This window comes from Bacillus sp. FDAARGOS_527 (assembly GCF_003812125.1).
In the GTDB taxonomy this organism is placed as follows: domain Bacteria; phylum Bacillota; class Bacilli; order Bacillales; family Bacillaceae_G; genus Bacillus_A; species Bacillus_A paranthracis.
The window spans coordinates 2,088,683-2,110,530 of the sequence record NZ_CP033795.1; the positions used below are offsets into that span (position 1 = coordinate 2,088,683).

General features: G+C 35.4%; 14 protein-coding genes, 2 pseudogenes and 1 other annotated feature. Of the genes and pseudogenes, 4 read left to right on the forward strand and 12 right to left on the reverse strand.

Going from position 1 to position 21,848, the window contains the following annotated elements; translation table 11 throughout:
* Positions 1-5 precede the first annotated feature (5 nt).
* A complete protein-coding gene (gene lsrF, locus EGX95_RS13340; protein ID WP_000219758.1) occupies positions 6-788 on the forward strand; it encodes a 3-hydroxy-5-phosphonooxypentane-2,4-dione thiolase in 783 nt (260 codons plus the stop codon).
* Between the two features lie 124 nt (positions 789-912).
* Here lsrF and EGX95_RS13345 read toward each other — a convergent pair whose 3' ends face one another.
* The 4 genes from EGX95_RS13345 to EGX95_RS13360 all read right to left on the reverse strand — a co-directional run bounded on the left by EGX95_RS13345 (position 913) and on the right by EGX95_RS13360 (position 5,243).
* On the reverse strand, positions 913-2,151 hold the full coding sequence (locus tag EGX95_RS13345) for a ComEC/Rec2 family competence protein (RefSeq protein WP_000780636.1): 1,239 nt from the start codon (positions 2,149-2,151) through the stop codon (positions 913-915).
* Between the two features lie 353 nt (positions 2,152-2,504).
* Positions 2,505-2,831 (reverse strand): heme-degrading monooxygenase HmoA, encoded by a 327-nt coding sequence (gene hmoA, locus EGX95_RS13350; RefSeq protein ID WP_000469503.1) that lies wholly within the window; start codon positions 2,829-2,831, stop codon positions 2,505-2,507.
* 96 nt (positions 2,832-2,927) lie between these two features.
* Positions 2,928-4,148 (reverse strand): MFS transporter, encoded by a 1,221-nt coding sequence (locus tag EGX95_RS13355; RefSeq protein ID WP_000768247.1) that lies wholly within the window; start codon positions 4,146-4,148, stop codon positions 2,928-2,930.
* Positions 4,149-4,199: 51 nt separating this feature from the next.
* Complete coding sequence (locus tag EGX95_RS13360; protein WP_000454572.1) at positions 4,200-5,243, reverse strand: ArsR/SmtB family transcription factor; 1,044 nt, start codon at positions 5,241-5,243, stop codon at positions 4,200-4,202.
* 163 nt (positions 5,244-5,406) lie between these two features.
* Here EGX95_RS13360 and EGX95_RS13365 point away from each other — a divergent pair.
* Positions 5,407-6,599 (forward strand): annotated as a pseudogene (locus EGX95_RS13365) (NupC/NupG family nucleoside CNT transporter).
* Positions 6,600-6,650: 51 nt separating this feature from the next.
* On the opposite strand, the gene proA reads toward EGX95_RS13365, so the two are convergent.
* Both proA and proB read right to left on the reverse strand, forming a co-directional pair.
* Positions 6,651-7,898 carry a gamma-glutamyl phosphate reductase gene (gene proA, locus EGX95_RS13370; protein WP_001006654.1) on the reverse strand — a complete coding sequence of 416 codons (1,248 nt, stop codon included), beginning with the start codon at positions 7,896-7,898 and terminating at the stop codon, positions 6,651-6,653.
* Positions 7,899-7,929: 31 nt separating this feature from the next.
* Positions 7,930-9,033, reverse strand: coding sequence for a glutamate 5-kinase (gene proB, locus EGX95_RS13375; RefSeq protein ID WP_000744724.1), 1,104 nt, complete (start codon positions 9,031-9,033; stop codon positions 7,930-7,932).
* Between the two features lie 131 nt (positions 9,034-9,164).
* Positions 9,165-9,375, reverse strand: a binding site (T-box leader).
* Positions 9,376-9,713: 338 nt separating this feature from the next.
* Between proB and proC the strand changes: the two genes are divergently transcribed.
* Positions 9,714-10,532, forward strand: coding sequence for a pyrroline-5-carboxylate reductase (proC, locus tag EGX95_RS13380; RefSeq protein ID WP_000360695.1), 819 nt, complete (start codon positions 9,714-9,716; stop codon positions 10,530-10,532).
* Between the two features lie 130 nt (positions 10,533-10,662).
* Here the strand turns inward: proC and EGX95_RS13385 are convergent, their stop codons facing one another.
* Positions 10,663-12,303: a M20/M25/M40 family metallo-hydrolase gene (locus tag EGX95_RS13385; RefSeq protein WP_000049532.1), complete on the reverse strand. Its 1,641-nt coding sequence runs from the start codon at positions 12,301-12,303 to the stop codon at positions 10,663-10,665.
* 75 nt (positions 12,304-12,378) lie between these two features.
* On the reverse strand, positions 12,379-13,128 hold the full coding sequence (locus EGX95_RS13390) for an IclR family transcriptional regulator (protein WP_000250759.1): 750 nt from the start codon (positions 13,126-13,128) through the stop codon (positions 12,379-12,381).
* A gap of 267 nt (positions 13,129-13,395) precedes the next feature.
* Here EGX95_RS13390 and EGX95_RS13400 point away from each other — a divergent pair, with 267 nt between their 5' ends.
* Positions 13,396-14,820: an amino acid permease gene (locus EGX95_RS13400; RefSeq protein WP_063246818.1), complete on the forward strand. Its 1,425-nt coding sequence runs from the start codon at positions 13,396-13,398 to the stop codon at positions 14,818-14,820.
* Positions 14,821-14,882: 62 nt separating this feature from the next.
* On the opposite strand, the gene EGX95_RS13405 is transcribed toward EGX95_RS13400, so the two are convergent.
* From EGX95_RS13405 to EGX95_RS13420, 4 genes and pseudogenes are all read right to left on the reverse strand, one after another.
* Positions 14,883-16,070, reverse strand: coding sequence for an RtcB family protein (locus tag EGX95_RS13405; protein ID WP_000916222.1), 1,188 nt, complete (start codon positions 16,068-16,070; stop codon positions 14,883-14,885).
* Positions 16,071-16,343: 273 nt separating this feature from the next.
* Positions 16,344-17,375 (reverse strand): Delta(5) desaturase DesA, encoded by a 1,032-nt coding sequence (locus tag EGX95_RS13410; protein ID WP_000171518.1) that lies wholly within the window; start codon positions 17,373-17,375, stop codon positions 16,344-16,346.
* A gap of 424 nt (positions 17,376-17,799) precedes the next feature.
* Positions 17,800-20,184, reverse strand: a complete 2,385-nt coding sequence (locus tag EGX95_RS13415) for an immune inhibitor A domain-containing protein (protein WP_001227688.1) — start codon at positions 20,182-20,184, stop codon at positions 17,800-17,802.
* Positions 20,185-20,442: 258 nt separating this feature from the next.
* A pseudogene (locus EGX95_RS13420) lies at positions 20,443-21,783 on the reverse strand (alkaline phosphatase); the annotation flags it as partial.
* Positions 21,784-21,848: the final 65 nt, after the last annotated feature.

Genomic DNA, 21,848 nt, shown 5'->3' on the forward strand with positions numbered 1-21,848 from the left:
TTTGAATGACTTGGGGATTTAAAAATCGATTAAATACAATTTTACCTGATGGCAGAGCGGTTATGTTAGCGATAGATCACGGCTACTTTTTAGGACCAATTCACGGGCTTGAACAACCACTTGAAACAGTTAAAAACTTACTTCCTTACACAGATTCCCTCTTTTTAACGCGAGGTGTACTTAACTCCTGCATTCCTGAAAACTGCAGCACACCGATGGTTATGCGTGTATCAGGCGGAGCTACTGTCGTCGGTAAAGACTTAGCGAATGAAACAATTGTTACCCCTGTAAAAGAAGCAGTAAAACAAAATGCAATTGGCGTCGGCGTATCTGTTTTCGTCGGATCAGACTATGAAACACAAACAGTTACAAATCTCGCAAATGTAGTTTCAGAAGCTCACGATTATGGTCTGCCAGTACTTGGCATTACCGCAGTTGCAAAAGAACTGCAAAAACGTGAAGCTCGCTTTTTAGCACTTGCTTCCCGTGTATGCGTTGAAATGGGTGCTGACATTATTAAAACGTATTACTGCGAAGGATTCGAAAAAATTACAAGCACTTGCCCTGCACCAGTCGTCATCGCGGGCGGCCCAAAACTAGATTCAATTGAAGACGCATTAAACATTACGTATAACGCCCTGCAAGAAGGTGCAATCGGCGTAGATATGGGCCGCAACATATGGCAATCCGAACATCCAGCTGCGATGATTCAAGCGATACATGGGATTGTGAAAAATGGGTTGAATGTGAAAGAGGCGTTGGAACTTTATAATGATGTAAAGAACTAATGTAAAGGGACAGACTATATATTAGTTTGTCCCTTTACAACTTTCATAAACAAGTGTCTCTTCGTTTTCACTAATTAATCTGATGTACAACACTTAAAACTCATTGCTGATAGAGTGTACTTATTTACAACATCTGTTCATAATCTCTTTTATGACATTCCGTACAATGAAATGATTTTTGATTCATAAAGAAATTATGTATTTTATTTTGTGGTAAATTCGTATAACGAGCTGACTTAGTTGATATACACCCTGATGCCAATGAAACAGTGCTCCAAAGAGCTTCATCAAATTTCCCAGCATTACCTCCATGGTGCGGAACAACCATTACATACGGTTTTTCTATCTTTGAATTTGAAATTACTTTATAGATTTGTCGATAAGAATGATCTCCTGTTAATAAGCCTATAGAATCATTTCCTTCAACAGAAAGCACAATACCACTTTGATTTATATTACTTCCATCAGTTGAACGAAATAACTCAAAATTATTTATCTTTCCTTGAGAGATCAAATCTATCCTTCTTCCCGTTTTAGGAGAAGGTTTAATGATATCAATTCTTATACCTAATGATTTTAAACGATTTAAAGCTTTATTAGCTTGTAGAGTATTCGGAATTTTAGATGGGGCAACTAAATTCTTCATTAATTTCAATTCTACATCATTTAAATCTAATATCCCTCTATAATGATCAAAATCCCAATGACTAATAACGGCGTAATATGGTCTATCTATATTTACTTTATTAAGGATTTCATTCATTTCTTCATTACTAAACTTTACATCTCCACCTAAATCATAAATTAAACGAAACATACTATATCTAAAAAACCAATCAAAAAACTCGCATTTCAAATCCCCATCACAATAACATCGTCTTCTTTCAACTATCTCGTTCCAATTTCCGCATCCAACATCTTTAACAATTAACTCCAAATTACCAAATTTCTCTTTTTTCTTCATGTCTTTATATAACTTAGACTCAGTAAATTTTTCAATCATTTCAAATTCCCTAATAATCTCTTTTGTCGTTAGAAATTGTTGAAAATTTAGTTTTGCAGTACTTTTTTGTTCTAGGTAAAATCTGATTAGTCTATTTTCCCTTCCTTCTTCTTCATTTAAAATTCTGAATTCCTCAAATATACAAGCTGGTATATCGTACCAACTCCCTGCTCGCGGACCTTTATATGCCTCAAATTTCATTTTTTGAAAGTGCAAAAGTGTCTTCGAAGATTCTCTTGAAATTTGCACCTCTAAAAGTTGTGCTACCTTTTCTAAATCCGCCATTGAATTAAAATCCAATATAATATCGTATGTTTTTAATTTATTATTAAAATTTACCTTTTCACAATATAATTTCATTTCGTATCTCCTAATTATTTTGATGTATTTTTAGCCGTTAATTCATTTAGTAAAACCACTTCTTTTATCATTTTACTTCCGTCTAATTATAAAATCTAGATATTAAGTTTCTATATCGGACAAATAACTACTAGCTATTAAAAATATGTCTAAATCATTTAGACATATAAACAGGATATATCTCAACTAAAGTATGTTACTCAATAAGAATATTCAACGTGCTTAAATTTGAAATTCAGTTAGATTAAAAAGCGTTTTTAATGGGATTTATTCCCTTTCCAAACTGGATAAGGGGCTATAAAAGAGGATATTTGTTTATTAATAAACAAATATCCTCTACCTTTACATATATATTACGACTGTTGATAAGCCGCTTTCGATGATTTTACATAATAAACTGCATGATCCACATTAATAATATGATCTGGTTTTGGTTTACCACGGCTCGCTCTATGTCCAGCTAAATGTTCTTCACTTGTTTCCCAGTTTTTCCATGCTTCTTCAGATTCCCAGCGAATCATAACGACTACTTCTTCGTCGCCGCGTCTTACTTTTTTCACAAGAACACTTAAATCAATAAAACCTTCAAACTTTTCAATAATACCTTCTCCAGTAAAACGTTCTACAACTATATTTGATGTACCTTCTTTTACTGTAAATGTTTTCGTTTCGATAAACACATATCCCACTCCTTCATTGTAATACGAATACTACTATACTTCTATTATAGTTGATTATGATAATTATTTTCAATTATAAAGTTTAAATTTTTCGAATTATGCTGTTTTCTCTTCAACTGCCCCATCTAAAAATTTGAAATATGGGAGTAAGATTCCGATTAAAGAAGTGACACATATAATTGAACCGATAATAAAGTATAGTGCTCTTACTCCCCACATTTCACTCAAAATCCCCCCTACTAACACACCTAATGGCATAGCGGATCGTATGAAAAATAATCGCACCGAAAATACTTGTCCTATCATATTGTTCGGAACTGATTGTTGGCATATCGTCGTATTATAAACATTGAAAAAGGCAATACAAACACCTGCAACTATTTCAATTATTACCGCTATTACAATACTGTGGTTAAAACCTAGTGAAATGTATGTGAGCCCCCCTATAAACAATCCTCCAAGCATAAATATACGCCGGCTTTTATATGTTACTTTTCCGACTAGTATAGTTCCAACTACATAGCCAAGTGGGAATCCGGCCATAAAATAACCATATTCCGCATATCCCGCTGATAGCTCATCTTTTATATAAGGAAGATTTGTAACCATCGTTACCCCAACTCCAAATTGCACGAAAGTAAGAAATATACCGAGCCAAACGATGATTGGTTTTGTGAAAAAATATGTAAAACCGTGAAGAAACTGTTCTAGCCACGTTTTCCGAATAGGTTTCGACGTTCTATTTTCTTTTATATAAAATAAGAAAGCACCACTAACAAATAAACATATGCATACGAAAGATAATGTAAGTCCTGTTCCAATCAAATGAATGACTACTCCACCTAATACTGGCGCAAGAAACATCATAAGACGAGTCATTCCATCAATGTACGCATTTGCATCTTGAAGTTGTTCTTTCCTTACAATGCTCGGTGTAATTGCTTGATTTGCAGGTGTATAAAGTGGTGTAATAAGTCCCACTACAATTTGAACAACATAAATGTGCCAAACTTCTAAACTGCCGGAAACTAGCATTATCAAAGGTAATAAGAATACGGACGCTCGTATCCATTGTGAAAAAATCATAATCCACTTCCGACTCCATTTATCAATAAATGGGCCACTTATTAATTGCAGTATGAGTGATGGAATGAAATATAATAACCACATACTACTTAAAGCCATTTCCGATCCTGTTAACTCATATACTAGAATTGAATTACATAACGTTCCGAAAGCCCCTCCTAATTCTGAGATTGCACTACCAATCCACATAAAAAAGAACGAACGATTTTTCAATATATGTTTCAATTTCATACACCAACTTTTCTTTTATATTCCTCCCTTTATGTACATTCTTGTTGTATATTATCTATTTAAAAACGCATCTAATTCTTTCGCTAACAATTGTACTGCTTTCTTTCTTAATACATATTTTCCGTCATGTATATCCACTAACTTCGCCGCACGTAACAATTTCAAATGATGGTGTATAGTAGATTTACCAAGTTGCAGTCTTTCTGTAATTTCCTGCAATGTTCGTTCTTTTTCGAACAACATTTTTACAATACGTAACCTCGCTTCATCCCCAAGAACTTTATGCTTTTGAACTAAAAAATAATTCGGTTCATAAGGATCTTCAGGATGGATACTTTCGTTTGCAACTGGGTAATGAAATACTTTCGTATCTTCAATATCCGCCTCAATATTCCACGGTCTGTATGTCATTTGCGGAATAAGAAGTACGTGATGAACACTTGGCTCTGGCATATAGTTCACGCCACCAGTAGCCCACTCGACAAACTCTTCCGGTTTCATTTTTTTATTCATTTCATTCTTTGCTTCATAATCTCGTTTGAATATAGAAAGTATTTCTTCTTCCTCTTTCTGAATAACGCTCTCATACCAACCTGTCATAACAGCAATTAAATGGGATTTTAGCACTTGTACATCAACATCACATATAAAACGAATATACGTAGAGAAAAACTGATGTTCTTGTGTCAGTTCCATTAGTTCATGTATTGCAGTTACGTTTCCACTTGCCGCTAAAGTTCTTTTTTCTTGGTACTTCTCCCCTAAAAACGGTAAACATATATATTTCAAATCTACTTCTGAAAGCGAATCGATTTTACCATGAAACTGTGCTAAGTCCTGAAAATCCTCTTCATACAACAACTGAAGTAACGCTTTCCACGTATTATGTTTTTCTACAAACTGTAAGTGCTCTCTCATTTCTTCTGTTAATGATTGCTTCATTTCTTCCCATTCATTTTGGCTCTTTTCAAGAGTATCAATTAACCGCTTATGAGTAATTGCTGCAATGCCAAGAGCACATTCGAAAAGTATCGAATATTTCACTTGAACGTTATAAGTTTCCCTCTTTCTACTCGTTATGTGATAGACCTCCATTTTTATCCCTCCTTGTTTGCTATATATTAAATTCTATGTTTATCGAATTTTACCTTCTACATTTTTAGAATTAACAAAATTTTAGTTGAAATACATTCATTCTAAATTAAGAAGAATAGGAGCTTTTTTATATACAAATAATAAGCCTCAAGGAGTTGTTGACATGTATTTCATATTGAATATGTTAGGGATTTTCGTTGTCATATTAATCGTTTTCTTATGTTCGCCTAATAAAAAACATATAAAATGGAGACCAATTGTAATTCTCATCATATTGGAGCTTTTTATTACGTGGTTTATGTTAGGCACAAAGCTAGGCAGTATTATCATTAATAAAATTGCTTCATTTTTCAGTTGGCTACTGGCATGTGCGAATGAAGGAATTCGATTTGCATTCCCTTCTGCTATGGAAAATCAAACAATTGATTTCTTCTTTAGCGCATTACTTCCTATCATTTTTGTTATCACGTTCTTTGATATTCTTTCTTACTTTGGAATCTTAACTTGGATTATTGATAAAGTAGGTGCAATTATTTCAAAGATTTCTCGTTTACCCAAGTTAGAAAGCTTCTTTTCGATTCAAATGATGTTTTTAGGGAACACCGAAGCGCTTGCTGTTGTTCGGGATCAATTATCTGTTTTAAAAGAAAATCGTCTGCTGACTTTTGGAATTATGAGTATGAGTAGCGTCAGCGGATCCATTCTTGGTGCTTATTTATCAATGGTTCCAGCAACATATATTTTCAGCGCAATCCCATTAAACTGTATTAACGCATTAATTTTAGCCAATGTATTAAATCCTGTGGAAGTTTCGAAAGAAGAAGATGTTGTTTATTCACCTTCCAAACATGAAAAAAAGATTTCTTTTCTACTATTTCCAACAGTATGTTAGTCGGGATGAATATGGTTATCGTTATTTTAGCTATGGTAATTGGATATGTAGCTTTAACAGCATGTTTAAATGGGATTTTAGGATTTTTTGTAACGGGTTTAACAATTCAAAAAATCTTCTCTATTATCTTTAGTCCTTTCGCTTTTTTACTCGGTTTATCGGGCAGTGATGCTATGTATGTAGCTGAACTAATGGGGATCAAAATAACGACGAATGAATTTGTTGCAATGATGGATTTAAAATCAAACTTAAAGTCTTTACAACCGCATACGGTTGCGGTGGCAACGACATTTTTAGCTTCTTTTGCTAACTTTAGTACAGTGGGTATGATTTATGGAACTTACAACTCATTATTTGGCGGCGAAAAATCATCAGTCATCGGGAAAAATGTTTGGAAGCTTCTTGTGAGCGGAATGGCTGTTTCCTTATTAAGCGCTATGCTTGTTGGGCTTTTTGTATGGTAAATAATTTTTAAAATAAAAGACACCCAAACGAAAATTGAGTGTCTTTTATTTTTATTTTCGAATTTGTCCATTACCACGAATTATATATTTTGTGGAAGTTAATGCAGGAAGTCCCATTGGTCCCCTTACGTGTAGCTTTTGTGTACTGATGCCAATCTCAGCTCCGAATCCGAATTCAGATCCATCAGTAAAACGAGTTGATGCATTGTGATACAGCGCAGCAGCATCAACAGATACGAAAAATTTGCTGACGTTTTCCTCGTTTTCTGAAATAATCGCTTCAGAATGCATAGACCCATACGTATTTATGTGGTGAATCGCTTCTTCTATAGAAGAAACTATTTTAACTGCTAGCGTGAGAGATAAAAATTCTGTCCCCCAGTCTTCTTCTGAAGCAAGTACAATTGACGAATCCATTGCCAATGCTTTTTGATCACCACGTAGCTCCACGCCTCTTTCCTTCAAAGAAGAAAACAACTCGCTACCATATTGCTGCGCCCAGTTCTCATGAAGTACAATCGTTTCAATCGCATTACATACAGATGGACGCTGCGTTTTTGCATTTATAATAATATCAAATGCCATTTGTTTATCCGCTGTTTCATCAATGAAAATATGACAATTTCCTGCACCTGTTTCAAGTACTGGAACAGACGCTTCCCTCACAACAGTATCGATTAATTGTTTGCCACCTCTTGGAATAAGAACGTCTAGATAATCATTCATTGTAAACAACTGCTTCGCACTATCTCTCGTTGTATCTTCTATAAGCTGTACACTTTCTTCTGGTAAGCTTGTTTGTTTGAGCGCTCTGTGAATAACGGCAACAATGGCTTTATTAGAATGAATAGCAGAAGAACTACCACGTAATATGACTGCGTTTCCTGTCTTCAAACAAATAGTAGCAGCATCCACTGTTACATTCGGTCTTGCCTCGTAAATCATCCCAACAACACCAAGTGGTACACGCATTTCCTGAATAGATAGTCCATTTGGCCTTTCCCATGCACTTACACATTCTCCTACAGGATCACGTAATTCAATTAGCTGCTTAATCCCTTCTGTCATATCAACAATACGCTGTTCATTCAGCATAAGGCGATCAAGGAGAGAATCAGAAAACCCTTTTGCCTTACCTTCTTCAATATCCCTCTTATTTTCCTCTAAAATATAAGCTGTTTCACTTATTAATTGATTTGCAATTGCAGCAAGTGCTTCGTTTTTTTGATGTGTAGATTTTAGTACAAGTTCCCTAGCAACCTCTTTCGCTCTTTTCCCCTTTGCTAACACTTCATTCATTTTTATTTCCTCCTTTTTAACATCACTATTCTTAAAGTGAAACCCAATGATCCCTATGGATGACTTCATAATTATGCCTTTCGCCTCTTGCTTGAATATGTTGGCTTTGCATACCTTTTATCTCTCTTAATTCCTCTGCGCTATATGTGCATTGTCCTTTTCCAATTACGCGACCTTGTTGCGTCATGACTTCTACAACATCGCCAACTTTGAAAAATCCTGACACATTTGTAACACCCGCAGGAAGAAGACTCTTGCCATGCTGAATGATAGCTGTAGTTGCTCCGGCGTCTATTTCAATTTGACCGCTAACAACCGAATGCAAGGCAATCCATTGCTTGTTCATCTTCATTTCTTTTTGAGGGGCATTTCCGACATACGTCCCGTCACCTTTCCCCTTTAAAACATCAACAAATTTCTCTTGTCCACGTCCTGTACCGATAAATACACTTACCCCAAGAGATAGCGCCGTCTTTGCAGCATCAATTTTTGATTTCATACCGCCAGTCCCAAGTTTTGAGCCAGCATCTCCAGCAAGAGAAGCAATTTCTTCTGTAACTTCAGGAAGGAAATAATATTTTTTCGCATCCTCATTTTTTTGAGGATTTTTATCATATAAACCGTTCACATCTGTAAAAATCATCAGCATATCTGCCGAAACAAGTCCGCTTACTAAAGCTGACAGCATATCATTATCACCGAACGTTAACTCCTCTAAAGAGATGGAATCATTTTCATTAATAATTGGAAGAGCAGAACGGTTTAGTAACTCTCCTAACGTCGCGTAAGCATTACTATATTGTTCTTTTCTAGAAAAATCACTTCTCGTCAGCAATAGTTGCGCAGTAACGATGCCATATTTACGGAATTCCTCCGTGTATGCCTGCATTAATAAACTTTGTCCGACAGCTGCTGCAGCCTGTTTTCCTTTAATTGTTACAGGTCTGCTAGGGTATCCTAGAGCAGAAAAACCTGCAGCAACGGCCCCAGATGTAATTAATAAAACTTCATGCCCTTCCTCTTTCAATCGAGCCAATGCGGCAACATGATCTGAAAGTTGTTCTTTAGAAATGCCTCCATGACTATCCGCCAAAGAACTGCTCCCAATCTTTACAACTATTCGCTGTTTCTTCACTTTTTTATCCCCCAAGTCTAAAATCAAAGTTTTTTATACATTACACTTCTATTCATACAGCTTTCTTATAAGTGCTGCACGTAGCCTATTTAAGAGCAAAATAAAAATGACCGCTTCGCCCTTAATAAAATAAAAAGGACGAAACGGTCATTGTTCCGCGGTACCACCTTAATTGATATACATAGATATCCACTTGGCGCCTATAACGCAGGCGAACGCCTAAACTTTCATTTAAGACTCAGGGATAGGTTCGATATATTCTATACGAGGAATCTTTCAGCCGGTGAATTCCACTCTCTTTCGCAAGAAGACATATGTACTATTTCCCTTCAACGATTTTCGGTTTAATTTTTTTATATTATGCGATATAGTTCGATTTGGTGTCAAGAGGTATTTTAAAAATAAATAGAACGACAAGTTACTTGTATGAAATTATTGCCCTACTGAATGAAAATACAAATCGATATAAGGTGAATTCATATTTATAAACATAAACCTTATATTTTAGTGTATATATTTACAGAATGTTGAATATAATTGATTTTTATCTTTTCGTATTGCAAAAAGGAATATATTCTCTTAGAATGTTTCTTTATATTGCACAGAGATGTTATTGTTATATTAAGATAACAATTTCGAAATGATATAATTTATTAAAAAAGGAGCAAGATTGAGTTATTATGGATAAACAAATTGGATTCATCGGATGCGGAAATATGGGGATGGCTATAATTGGCGGGATGCTAAATAAACATATAGTGTCTTCAAATCATATCATTTGTTCAGATTTAAACACGACAAATTTAGAAAATGCTAGTGAAAAGTACGGAATAACTATAACTACTGATAACAATGAAGTCGCGAAAAATGCTGATATTTTAATTTTATCAATTAAACCAGACTTATACTCATTAGTAATTAACGAAATTAAAGAAGTGATAAAAAACGATGCTATCATCGTTACGATCGCTGCTGGTAAAAGTATTGAAAGTACTGAAAATGCCTTTAATAAAAAATTAAAAGTTGTACGAGTAATGCCTAATACTCCTGCTCTTGTTGGAGAAGGAATGTCAGCATTATGCCCGAATGAAATGGTGACAGAAAAAGATTTAGAAGATGTGCTAAACATTTTCAATAGTTTTGGTCAATCAGAGATTGTAAGTGAAAAGTTAATGGATATTGTAACATCTGTAAGTGGTTCTTCACCAGCATACGTATATATGATTATAGAAGCGATGGCAGATGCTGCTGTACTAGATGGCATGCCAAGAAATCAAGCATATAAATTTGCTGCTCAGGCAGTATTAGGATCTGCAAAAATGGTACTAGAAACAGGCATACATCCAGGTGAATTGAAAGATATGGTTTGTTCTCCTGGCGGAACAACGATAGAAGCTGTAGCAACTTTAGAGGAAAAAGGCTTACGAACAGCCATCATTTCAGCTATGCAACGTTGTACACAAAAGTCTGTCGAACTATCTGGTCAAACGAAAAAATAAAACTATTAAAGAGATCACGTTAGTTATGAATTTCATTAGAAATGCACTACATGATAAACGGCCAAACTCGAATTTACTTGAGTTTGGCCGTTTCAGTTGTTAATTATATTAAAATAATTTCCCTTCCCTACTATACTTGTGTAATTTTATTAGAAACAAGTAATTTTTCAATGCAAATCGGTAACATGTCTAATAGCGTTTCAAATGCGTAATTTACATCTAGACGTTCTGTCCATTGATGTGCATCTTTTCCTACCGGTCCCATATTTAAAACTGGAACATCAAATTCTTCTAGTTCCTGAAGTGGAATTGAGTAACCTTTATCCCATAATGGCATATTGTCTACAAGTGAACTCATTGAATCTAATGGATTCTGTAAGCCCACATAACTCAAATCTGAAATTCCTCCAAAATAGTTTTGGTTTTCAAATGAAATATTATGATTGAAGTTTGCATACTTTTCCATCTCTCCAACTACCTCTTTAATTAATTGGTTGTTACGTGAACTTACAGCTGGATAATATGGCGGAGCAAAGAAAAGTACAATCATCGGTGCTTTTTCTTTACATAAGATGGCTAATTTATCTACTAAATCAATCGTTACCGCACGATCATCTTTATCTTCTCTATTTTTTATAATGCTAGATTGAATTTCATTTATTTTCTCTTGCCCATGTTGTTCAATTGCATATGCGATAAGCTCTTCATACGTTAATACATTTACTTTGAGGTTAGGTGGTATGAATGGATTATATTTAGAAAAACGATATGCATGTTTTTCATACGACTCTTCTATTTTCTCTGCTACTTTCGTTACTTTTTGACGCAGCAATGAAACGACATCTGTCATTGATTTTTCTAATAAAAACAAATTAAATAATGTGACTGCACGATGCGGAATTTGTACAGAGTAATCCTCCTTTAAGTCCCTTTGAAGTAAATTAGTTGGCGGAGGACTCGCTTCCCCTTCTACAATATCACAAAGGTCTGTATTCAACTCTAATTCTGCTGTTATTAATGAAGCCATATAACTCCCATTTAGGCCCGCAAAAGGTTCACCTACATGTGTCTCTTTTCCGTAGCAAAGAAAACCAGGTAACACTTTACCAATAGAACCAGTATAAATATATTTCTTTTGATCACCAGGGTGCCTTGCAAACATAGGCTCTGAATTTAGTACTGTTTTATAATCTAAATCATGTTCTCTTGCTAAATCTAATAATCTTGGAACAGCAGCTCTCATCCCTACAGAGTTTACTTCTTCATCAGGTACGGCCAATAAAAGAACATTCCCATCAAATCTTCCTTCACAGGCTTGCTCAATCATCGCCATTTGTAACGTGAGGCCGCATTTCATGTCCATTGTTCCTCTACCAAACAGCCAATCTCCTTGTTCTATATCTTCACGTACATGGTCTGGTAATTCATCTTTATGAGAATAAAACATAGACGTTAACTTTTTAGGATTAAATGCATCTTCTTTCCACACGCCGTAATCTTGCACATCTACAACATCAAAGTGACTAACAAGAACTACGGTATTTTTTGTACTGTCACTTTTCTTTACTAGTGCTGTAACAAAGTATCGTCCATCGCCCGTCGGATTTTTTTGCAAATGGTGTGGATTTTCTTTGAAGTACTGTAAATCAGATAATTGTTCCACAACGAAGTCTGGCAATATCACTTCAGCTTCTGTACCTGTAATACTAGGAATTTCAACAAGACCGCTTAATAATTGAATCAATTGTTCTTTTGATTGCCACTTTGACATATAAATCCCCCTATTTTTCCGCATTATGAAAATGAATTCCAGTATATGAATAAAAAATGACGACAGTTATCAAAATTATAGTTCTGATGTACTGCCGATTTTTATTGATATTTCATGTGCTGCTTGTTTCACCTTACTAATAAGAAAAGAAAGTCGATCATCATTAATGCGATGACTAATTAACCCAACACTTAATGCTCCTACTACTTTATGATTAAATCCGATAATAGGTGCAGCTACTGAAGCTGTCCCTTCTGTTTTTTCTCCATAACTGACAGCATATCCTTCGTTTCTTATTTGCTTTATTTGATCAAGAAGAATTTGCTTTTGTTCTGGTAAAGCAGAAAGTAGTTGCTCAACAATATATTCCATTTCATTCTGTTTCATATTGGCAAGCATCGTTTTATTTGCAGCACCAATTGAAAGAGGAATCTGTTCCCCTAAGTTATCAATAACTCGAATTTTTAAAGGGCTATCCATTCTTTCAATGATAATAGAATGTGTTCCATTTGGAATGTTCAAATAAACACTTTCTTCCACTTCATAGGCCAATCGTTTCATTACTTCTCTTGCGACTGATCTGTAGTCTACCTTCTCCAATTGTCGTAATCCTATTTCCATCCACATTGGTCCAATTTTGTACTGTTTCGTCTCTGAAATTTGTGTAACTAGCCCATGCTCGATTAGAGAGTTAAGTAATCTATGTACTGTACTAACTGGGAGATGTGTTTTGTCCGCTATATCAGAAATGGCCCAATACTCTTTTTCATTAGTAGAATTTAATAACTTTATAATACTTATCGCTCGATCAATGGACTGTACCATAACTCACCTCTACTTCACTTGTAATATGTTAGCACGCTCAATTACCTATCAATTTAACAAACATTCGAAATGAAATCAATCTATTTATTCAATTTTCTAAAAATAAAAATATGTTGCGAACAATAATTTGAAAGCGTAAACAAAAAAATATTGACTTTTCTTTTTAATTATCTGAAAATTATAACAAGATTTCACATCACGGAATATATTCCACAATACGGAAAAACATCAAATTTTATGCTATCAACTACGAAAGTGAGGAAAACAATGGCGCAAGTAAATAATACAAACAATGAATTAAAACGTACGATGAAAAGTAGACACTTATTCATGATTGCACTCGGTGGCGTGATTGGAACGGGATTATTTAACGGATCTGGTTTTATTATAAGTCAGGCTGGACCTGGTGGGTCCGTACTTGCCTTTATGGCCGGTGGATTATTAATGTATTTCGTTATGCTATGTCTTGGTGAACTCGCTGTAGCCATGCCTGTTTCGGGGTCTTTCCAGGAATATGCCACTAAGTTTATCAATCCTGCAACTGGCTTTACAATCGGATGGTTGTATTGGTTAAGCTGGGCGAATACGACCGGCCTTGAATTTACAACTGCTGGCATTACAATGCAGCGCTGGTTTCCTGATATTCCTGTTTGGGTTTGGTGTTTAATATTTGGAGTTACAATCTTCACGATTAACGCACTATCTGCTCGTAGTTATGCAGAAACAGAATTTTGGTTTTCAAGTATAAAAGTATCTGCCATTATCGCCTTTATTATCCTTGGTGGCGCCGCTATGTTCGGTTTTATTGATTTAAAAGGCGACGAACCAGCTCCGCTATTATCAAATTTCGTAAATCATGGTGGTTTATTCCCAAATGGACTTGCAGCTATTCTATTAACAATGGTTACAGTCAATTATTCCTTCCAAGGTACAGAACTTGTTGGAATCGCTGCAGGTGAAAGTGAAGATCCAGCAAAAACTTTACCTCGTTCTATTAGAAATATTATATGGCGTACGATGTTTTTCTTCGTCTTAGCAATCTTTGTTCTCGTTGCTTTAATTCCTTGGGAAGAAGCAGGATTAACAAAAAGCCTGTTCGTTGCTGTTTTTGATAATATCGGTATTCCATATGCCGCTGATATTATGAACTTTGTTATTCTTACTGCTGTTCTTTCTGTCGCAAACTCAGGACTATACGCGGCAACTCGTATGCTTTGGTCATTATCCAAAAATGAAATGGCTCCAGCCTTTTTAAAGAAATTATCATCACGAGGAATACCTTTAAACGCTTTAATTATGACAATTGCTATTTCTGCTTTTTCTCTTTTGACAAGCGTAGTAGCTGCTGAAACTGTTTACTTATGGTTAATTTCCATTTCTGGCGTCATAACAATCATTGTTTGGATGTCAATTTGTGTCTCTCAATTCTTTTTCCGGAAACATTATGTAGCAGACGGTGGAAAATTAGAAGACTTAAAGTTCAAAACTCCACTTTATCCACTTGTACCAATTCTTGGTTTTGGATTGTATGGCATTATATTAATCAGTCTTATTTTTATCCCTGAACAACGACTAGGAATCTATTGCACTGTACCATTTATTATCTTTTGCTACACGTACTATCACTTTAAAGTTAAGAAAAGAATTGCTACTAACACTCGTAGTGAAAGTAAAATTAGCGAAACTATGTAATACTATACTTATATATAAAAGACCGCACATAGCTTTTACCTTATGTGCGGTCTTTTATCATTTTAATTCGCTTTAAAATTATATAATGGCTTAATAATGTGCTTTATATCTATTGTTTCTTTTGTATTTCCAATAATTTCATCCATTGGCTTATAAACCATTGGTGCCTCGTCAATTGTGCTTTCCACTGCTGATGTAGTCCAAACCTCTGTCATCGTATTTTGAAATTCCTCTAGACTCAATGATTCTTTAGCCTTCTTACGACTCATGATACGTCCTGCCCCATGCGGACCAGAAAAATTCCAGTCTGGATTACCTTTACCAAATGCAATAATTGAACCATCTCTCATGTTAATTGGAATAATGACTCGTTCATCTTTCTGAGCTGAAATAGCACCTTTTCGTAGAATCATATTTTCTATGTCTATATAGTTATGTATTGTAGTAAATTGATCGGTTACTTTCCAGTCCATTTTCGTAACAATTTCATCGATCATTGCTTTACGATTTAACGCAGCATACTTTTGAGCAATATTCATGTCATTCATATAATCTTTGAATCCCTGTCCTTCTAAATAAGCTAATTCTTTTCGAATATTAGGCTTCTTTATTCCACGTAAAGTTTCTTGTATTTCTTTTTCTCTCCCTTCTTTCATTAATCTCTTAATAATCTCATCTTTCATTGATGTAACATCAATGAGTTGTTCATATGCGAAGTTCTGATAATACTCTGCTATTTGCTTTCCTAAATTACGAGAACCACTATGAATGACAATATATACATTCCCTTTATCGTCTTCATTTAGTTCGATGAAATGATTCCCTCCTCCAAGAGTACCTATACTTTTTTGAGCGCGTTGTAATGTAAATGGTGCTCTCACACCATCAAAATCAATCATTTTTGAGAATCGATGTTCTTTATCTCGGATACGAAAACCACTTGGAACGAATTTACGAATTGTTTCGTCTAAATAATCGAAATTAATTTCTTCTTTTTTCTTATCAATTACAACAACTTCCATACCACAACCAATGTCTACCCCTACAAGATTAGGAACGATTTTATCTTGTATTGTCATTGTTGTCCCAATCGTACACCCTGCTCCCGCATGTGTATCTGGCATAATACGAATTTGACTATCCTTTACAAATTCTTGGTTACAAAGATCAATAATCTGCCCTGTCGCAGTCTCATCAACGTTATTCGTAAATACTTTCGCTTCATTGTATTTTCCTTGTAATTTCAACATCTTTCATTCCCCTTCCTTTTGAAAGAATTATTTTATTACGTTGTTTCTGTTCTCATCATTACTCTCATCCAGCTTTTGCTTTCCATTATATATGTATGATATCCTTCACAATAATAAAAAAAATGATGTTTTATCTTGTTTACATAATATGATTATCCTATTCTTTAATTTATACCTACATATGAGTATTCCACGTCCTCAATATCCGTTATATATAACAAAAACTCCCCTTAAATCGAAAATGATTAAGGGGGAGTTTTATAGCCGATGAAATTATAATTCCGATTTCACCCGAACAGAAACATTATTTTTAATTATATTTTTTACATCTTTAAAGCTAACAAAATTGTTACTTTTCTCATCCCAAAGACGGAAACGGAGTGATCGTAAGCTTGTAGCAAGTGTAATTGTTGGTACATTTTTTAACGGAAGCGTATTATTGTGTGCCTCTTCTAGTTTATAGTTAGGTACTCTTGGACTTAAATGGTGAACATGATGAAATCCAATATTACCAGTTAAGAATTGCAAGATTTTTGGAAGTTTATAAAATGAACTTCCTTCTACTGCCGCTTTCACATATTCCCAATCTTTATCTTCTTCAAAGTAAGAATCCTCGAATGTGTGCTGTACGTAAAACAGCCAAATCCCTACTGAACCTGCAATTAAGAATATCGTACCATGTACTAATAGGAACGATTGCCATCCTATTGCCCAGCAAAGTATTGCTACTACAGCAACGATAATAATATTCGTCAAATACGTATTCATACGTTCTTTCTGTCTTGCACCTTTTCGGTTAAATCTATTTTTAAGCAAGAAAACATAAATCGGACCTAATCCAAACATAACGAATGGATTGCGATATAAACGATATGCTAAACGAAGTCTAAATGGTGCAGCTACATATTCATCGACTGTAAGCGTCCAAATATCTCCTGTACCTCGCTTATCTAAATTACCACTTGTAGCGTGATGAATCGCATGCTCATGCCCCCATTGATCAAATGGGAATAACGTTAACACACCCATACATGTACCTACTATTCTATTTGCACGTCGACTTTTAAAGAATGAATAATGGGTACAATCATGAAAAATTATGAAAATTCGCGTCATAAAACCAGCAGCTAACAAAGATGGAACTAATGCTAACAGATAAGAAACAGACAAACTTTTATAAGCGAGATACCATAAAACAACAAATGGCACGACTGTGTTAATAAGTTGCCACACACTTTTTTTAATTGTTGATTTTTCATATGGAGCAACTTGTTTTTTTAAATTTTTAGTATTTTCTAATGTCATTTTACTAATTCCTTTCCTTTTTGTTGCTAATTCATATTATAGCATACTATTAGTATCAGGTGTTAAAAGTAGATGTAATAAATTGAAACTTTAATCAGTGGGGGTTTTGTTCATCCCCCACTGATTATTAGTTGAACCAATCGGGCTTTTACGGGCAGTTGATCCCCCACCTAACTTCTTTGCTTCCGCTGAATTTTGAGGTGAGGGTCTTACTGCCCGTTAATGCGGGATAAATATTATATACTATAAAAATCTCTTTTTTCTTACTCAATACTTACAAATTACTTACTCCCCAAATAGCGCTATAATTGGACAAATGGAGCGTTTTATTTATAAAATGAACTTCTACAAACTTTTTCACAAGCAGAAAAGAGCTGCCATAAGTCAGTTTCACCGGCTTATGGCAGCTCCTCTTCATTTTATTTTATCGATGGATCCAAACTGCACCTGCAGACTTGTCTTCAGCTTGACCTACTACTTCAAACTTCAATCCTAGTTTAGGTAACTTACGTCCCGCATCTGGAATAACGCTGTTGATGTATTGCTTAGAATCATCAAATTTTGCAACTCCTGGTAATCCTTTATAGTCAAAGATACCGCGAGTTGGTGAATTTACTTTCCATGCTGGCGTTTGATCAAATGAGAATGCCGCATCGGCAATTTGATAACGTGTACTGCTCTTCACAGTAGGTTGTCCGTTTAATGTTCCTACGATTGCCTCTGGATGAGAATCTACTACTCCAAGGAACCCTTCACCTGGATGAACGCCTACCCAGTTATCTGTAAAGCTTTGATCCGCATACCATACAACCATTCCTGTATTAAATACTGGACCACGTGCATATTGTAATGCAGTATCAGACCCAGCGTAATTACGCCACTCGATATAGTAGTTATGTTTCTTCTGTTCAAATCCGTTAGACACAGTAAATCCTTTTAATGTCATTGCTGGCTGGCCTTCTGCGTCATCAGAGAAAACAACTTTTCCATCTACAGTTAATGCTGCATTGTCTAACGCAAATCCTTTATATGCTACTGCAATATCTGTTACATACTCAAATTGCAGTTTTACTTTCTTTCCTTTGAATTGATTTAAATCATATGATTTATCAATCCACTTACCATCCGTTGTATCTATACCGCCTTTTACATCTTTTTCGCCCATTCGATCAATGCGTGTCTTCGTTCCATCTTCTGCAATCGCATATACGTCAAGGAAATCATACTTCGCTTCCAGTTCGTAAAATGCCTTATAATCGAACTTGGCATCCGTTGCAGTCGTTAAGTCAAATACTGGTGTCTCAAGTGTTGTATGAATGTCATTTCCTTTCGTGCTGTAATAAAACTTCTTACCAAATGCTGACTCAATATTTTTTATATCTTTGTCTGGCAAGTTAACACGAATGATTCCTGGTCGTTTTGATTTTGTCACACTTTGATCTAAATACGTTGCAGTACCGATTCCCGTGCGAAGTTTATCATAATCAACCTCAATAATATTCGCCCAGTTCCCCTTCATATTTTTTTGGAAAAACTCTTTATTTTGCGGTGAGAAACTTGTTGGCTCTGTACCTGCAATTTTTCCAGCCCAGCTACCGCCACTCATTAGAGACCATGATTCAACTGGTTCACCTTGTCCTGAATACTTTGTATCGTATTCATCTGGCAAGCCTAAATCATGACCATACTCATGTGCAAATACACCAACCGCTCCGTCTTCAGGCTCGATTGTATAATCGTATGCAGCCATCTTTCCGCCCCAGTTCGAAACAGAAGATTTTGTACCATCAATCGCATATGGCTTCGACCCTAGTTTTGAACGATGAGACCAAATTGCATCATCTTTCAATTTACCACCGCCAGCTTCTTGACCCACGCCTGCATGTACTACCATTAAATGATCGATGATTCCATCTGGCTCATTTTTATTTCCATCACCATCTTGATCGTATTGATCAAATTGGTCATAATCTGCTAAATTGATACCTTTTGCTACTGCTGCTTTCAATGCTTCTTTCACAAAATCTTTTGGGCCTAAAGGACCTTTGTTGTCATGACCAGTTCCCGCATCAGCACCATAATCTGACGCTTTTCCTGGAACAGTAAGCCATTCTGTTACAGTTCCATCAACTGTGTAGCTTCCGCCAGATTGTTCTTCATAATATTGTTTAAATGTATTAATCTTCGATCCATCAAATAACGTAAATGGCTCATCACCAAATAACATTTTTTGATAATGTTCACGATTAAAGTCCTTAGAATACATATACCCCGGTTCTTGATCGATATTATTATGCTTAAAATCGCTAAATTCTACGAGTAATACAAGTACTTTATCTTTTCGAACAGCCCCATTGTACTCAGCTTGCTTCGCTGGTGTAGTCGGTACTTTTCCATTTAATTTTCCTGGGTTCAATCCTGGACCTTGCCCAGCTACTGGTCCTACTTCGGGCTGCTGCGCTTGTTCATTTTCCTTCATTTTTGCATCTTTTACTTTTTTCATAAAATCTGAAGCTTCTTGCGTAAGATTATCTCCTGTCAAGATTTCTTTTCCAGGGTTTTCCCCTTTCTTTTTCTCAACATATTTTTCGACAGCCTTTGATGTCTCAGCTTGTGATGCAGATTGATCGATTACTCCCCGTTGCTTCAGCGCTTCTGCCAAGCGTTCCTCTGGTATTAAATGCTCATCAATTGGTAGAGATGGTGGCGTATCAGCATACGCTGCATGACTTCCAAAAGCAAACGTACTACTTAGCACTGCTGCTGTTGTTAATACCGCTAAAGGTTTTAATTTCTTTTTCTTTCTCAATGTATTTCCTCCCCAGTGTCTGCAAATTATCGATTTTTGCCGATAGCAATATAATATTCGTTATAATACGAATATTCAATCTTTTTAAAGTGCTAAAATGTTGAGAAATATTTTTTCTAGGATGAAAAACATAAAACAGGTAAATTTACAGGAAGTTCACTCTAGAATTTGTGGTTCTCTTTCCTCCTTTTTTCGAATGAAATCTCATCTATACAAAAATGCCAATTCCTAAGTAGTAGCTAAGGAATTGGCATTTTTTTAACGAGAATGCTTTATGAATAAACGACTTGCTTCTTCTGGTACATAGAACTTACCATTGCTTTCTACAACAACACTTCCTAGTTCATAATCTTTATTCTTAATACGAATTATATTTTTGTTAACAAATAATTGAGCTGTTACATTATTATGTTTTACTATGAGTACAGGATTCGCTACATCAGTTTTATCTATTGTTACAGTTGCACCATTCTGCTTAAAGGCTAATTCACTCTCTACAAATAATTTGTTTGTTACTTCTTCTAAATTAAAGCCCATCGCTTTCGCTATTGTCTTTGCAACGTCCGTGTTTTGAATCAAACCAACTGGCTTTTGAGGGCCGTATGAATATAAAAATACATCCTCACCAGTATGACCTCCTGTTGTAAAGCCTATGTTCGCACGGTTAGCCAATAATGTAGTGAAAATTGGACCTACGTCTATTTTCTTTTTAACCACTTTTAACCTTTCTTTTTCATCATAAGTTAAATTGTCCAACCCGTATAATTTAGCTACCTCTTCTACATTGGATAGATCAGATTTCAAATTATTGATAGTCCCTTCAAGTGTCATTTTCGCTTTTTTCAATGGATCAATATATGCAGAGACCGGCGTAGTATTATAACCTTTTGTCGTATTCATATTGCCAATAGAAATACCGCTGTTACCATGGTCCGCTACGGCTATTAGCATCGTATTACCATCTTTTTTTGCAAATCTTAATGCTTCTGCAACTGCATGATCAAATGCTAACACATCACTAATCATCCCAATTGGATCATTCACATGTGCAGCCCAATCTGGCTTACTTCCTTCCACAAATAAAAAGAACCCATCTTTATCTTTTGATAACGTTTGAATGGCTTTTTCCGTCATTTGCGAAAGTGTTGGTTGCTCCGGATTTGTTGCTTCACGATTCATATCAAATGCTAAGGCATTATGTGAGAATGAGCCCCAAATTTTATTAGATTTAGATTTCAATAATGCCTCTTTCGTTTCAATAAAGTCGTAGCCTTTATTTTGAATCACTTTTACTAAATCTTCACCATCTTTTCGAATCCCACTATCTGTCTCAGGTAGAAGTGCTGCTTTTCCCCCGCCTAATACGACATCTATATTTTGATATACTTGTTGCTCCGCGAGCACTTCAAAATTTTTACGATTCAAATGATGAGCGGAGAATCCAGCAGGAGTAGCATGCTGAATTTCAGCTGTAGCAACAATTCCAGTAGCGCGACCAGTACGTTTGGCACCTTCTAAAACATTGGCAACTGGCCGTAACTTGTCCTCTTCTTTTATTGGTTTTAAGCCAGGTGAACTCACAATTGTAGGTAATACCCCATGCCCATCAACTTAAGAACGAAAACAAAATGAACTTTCGTTCAAACAAACTAAAAAACACGTAA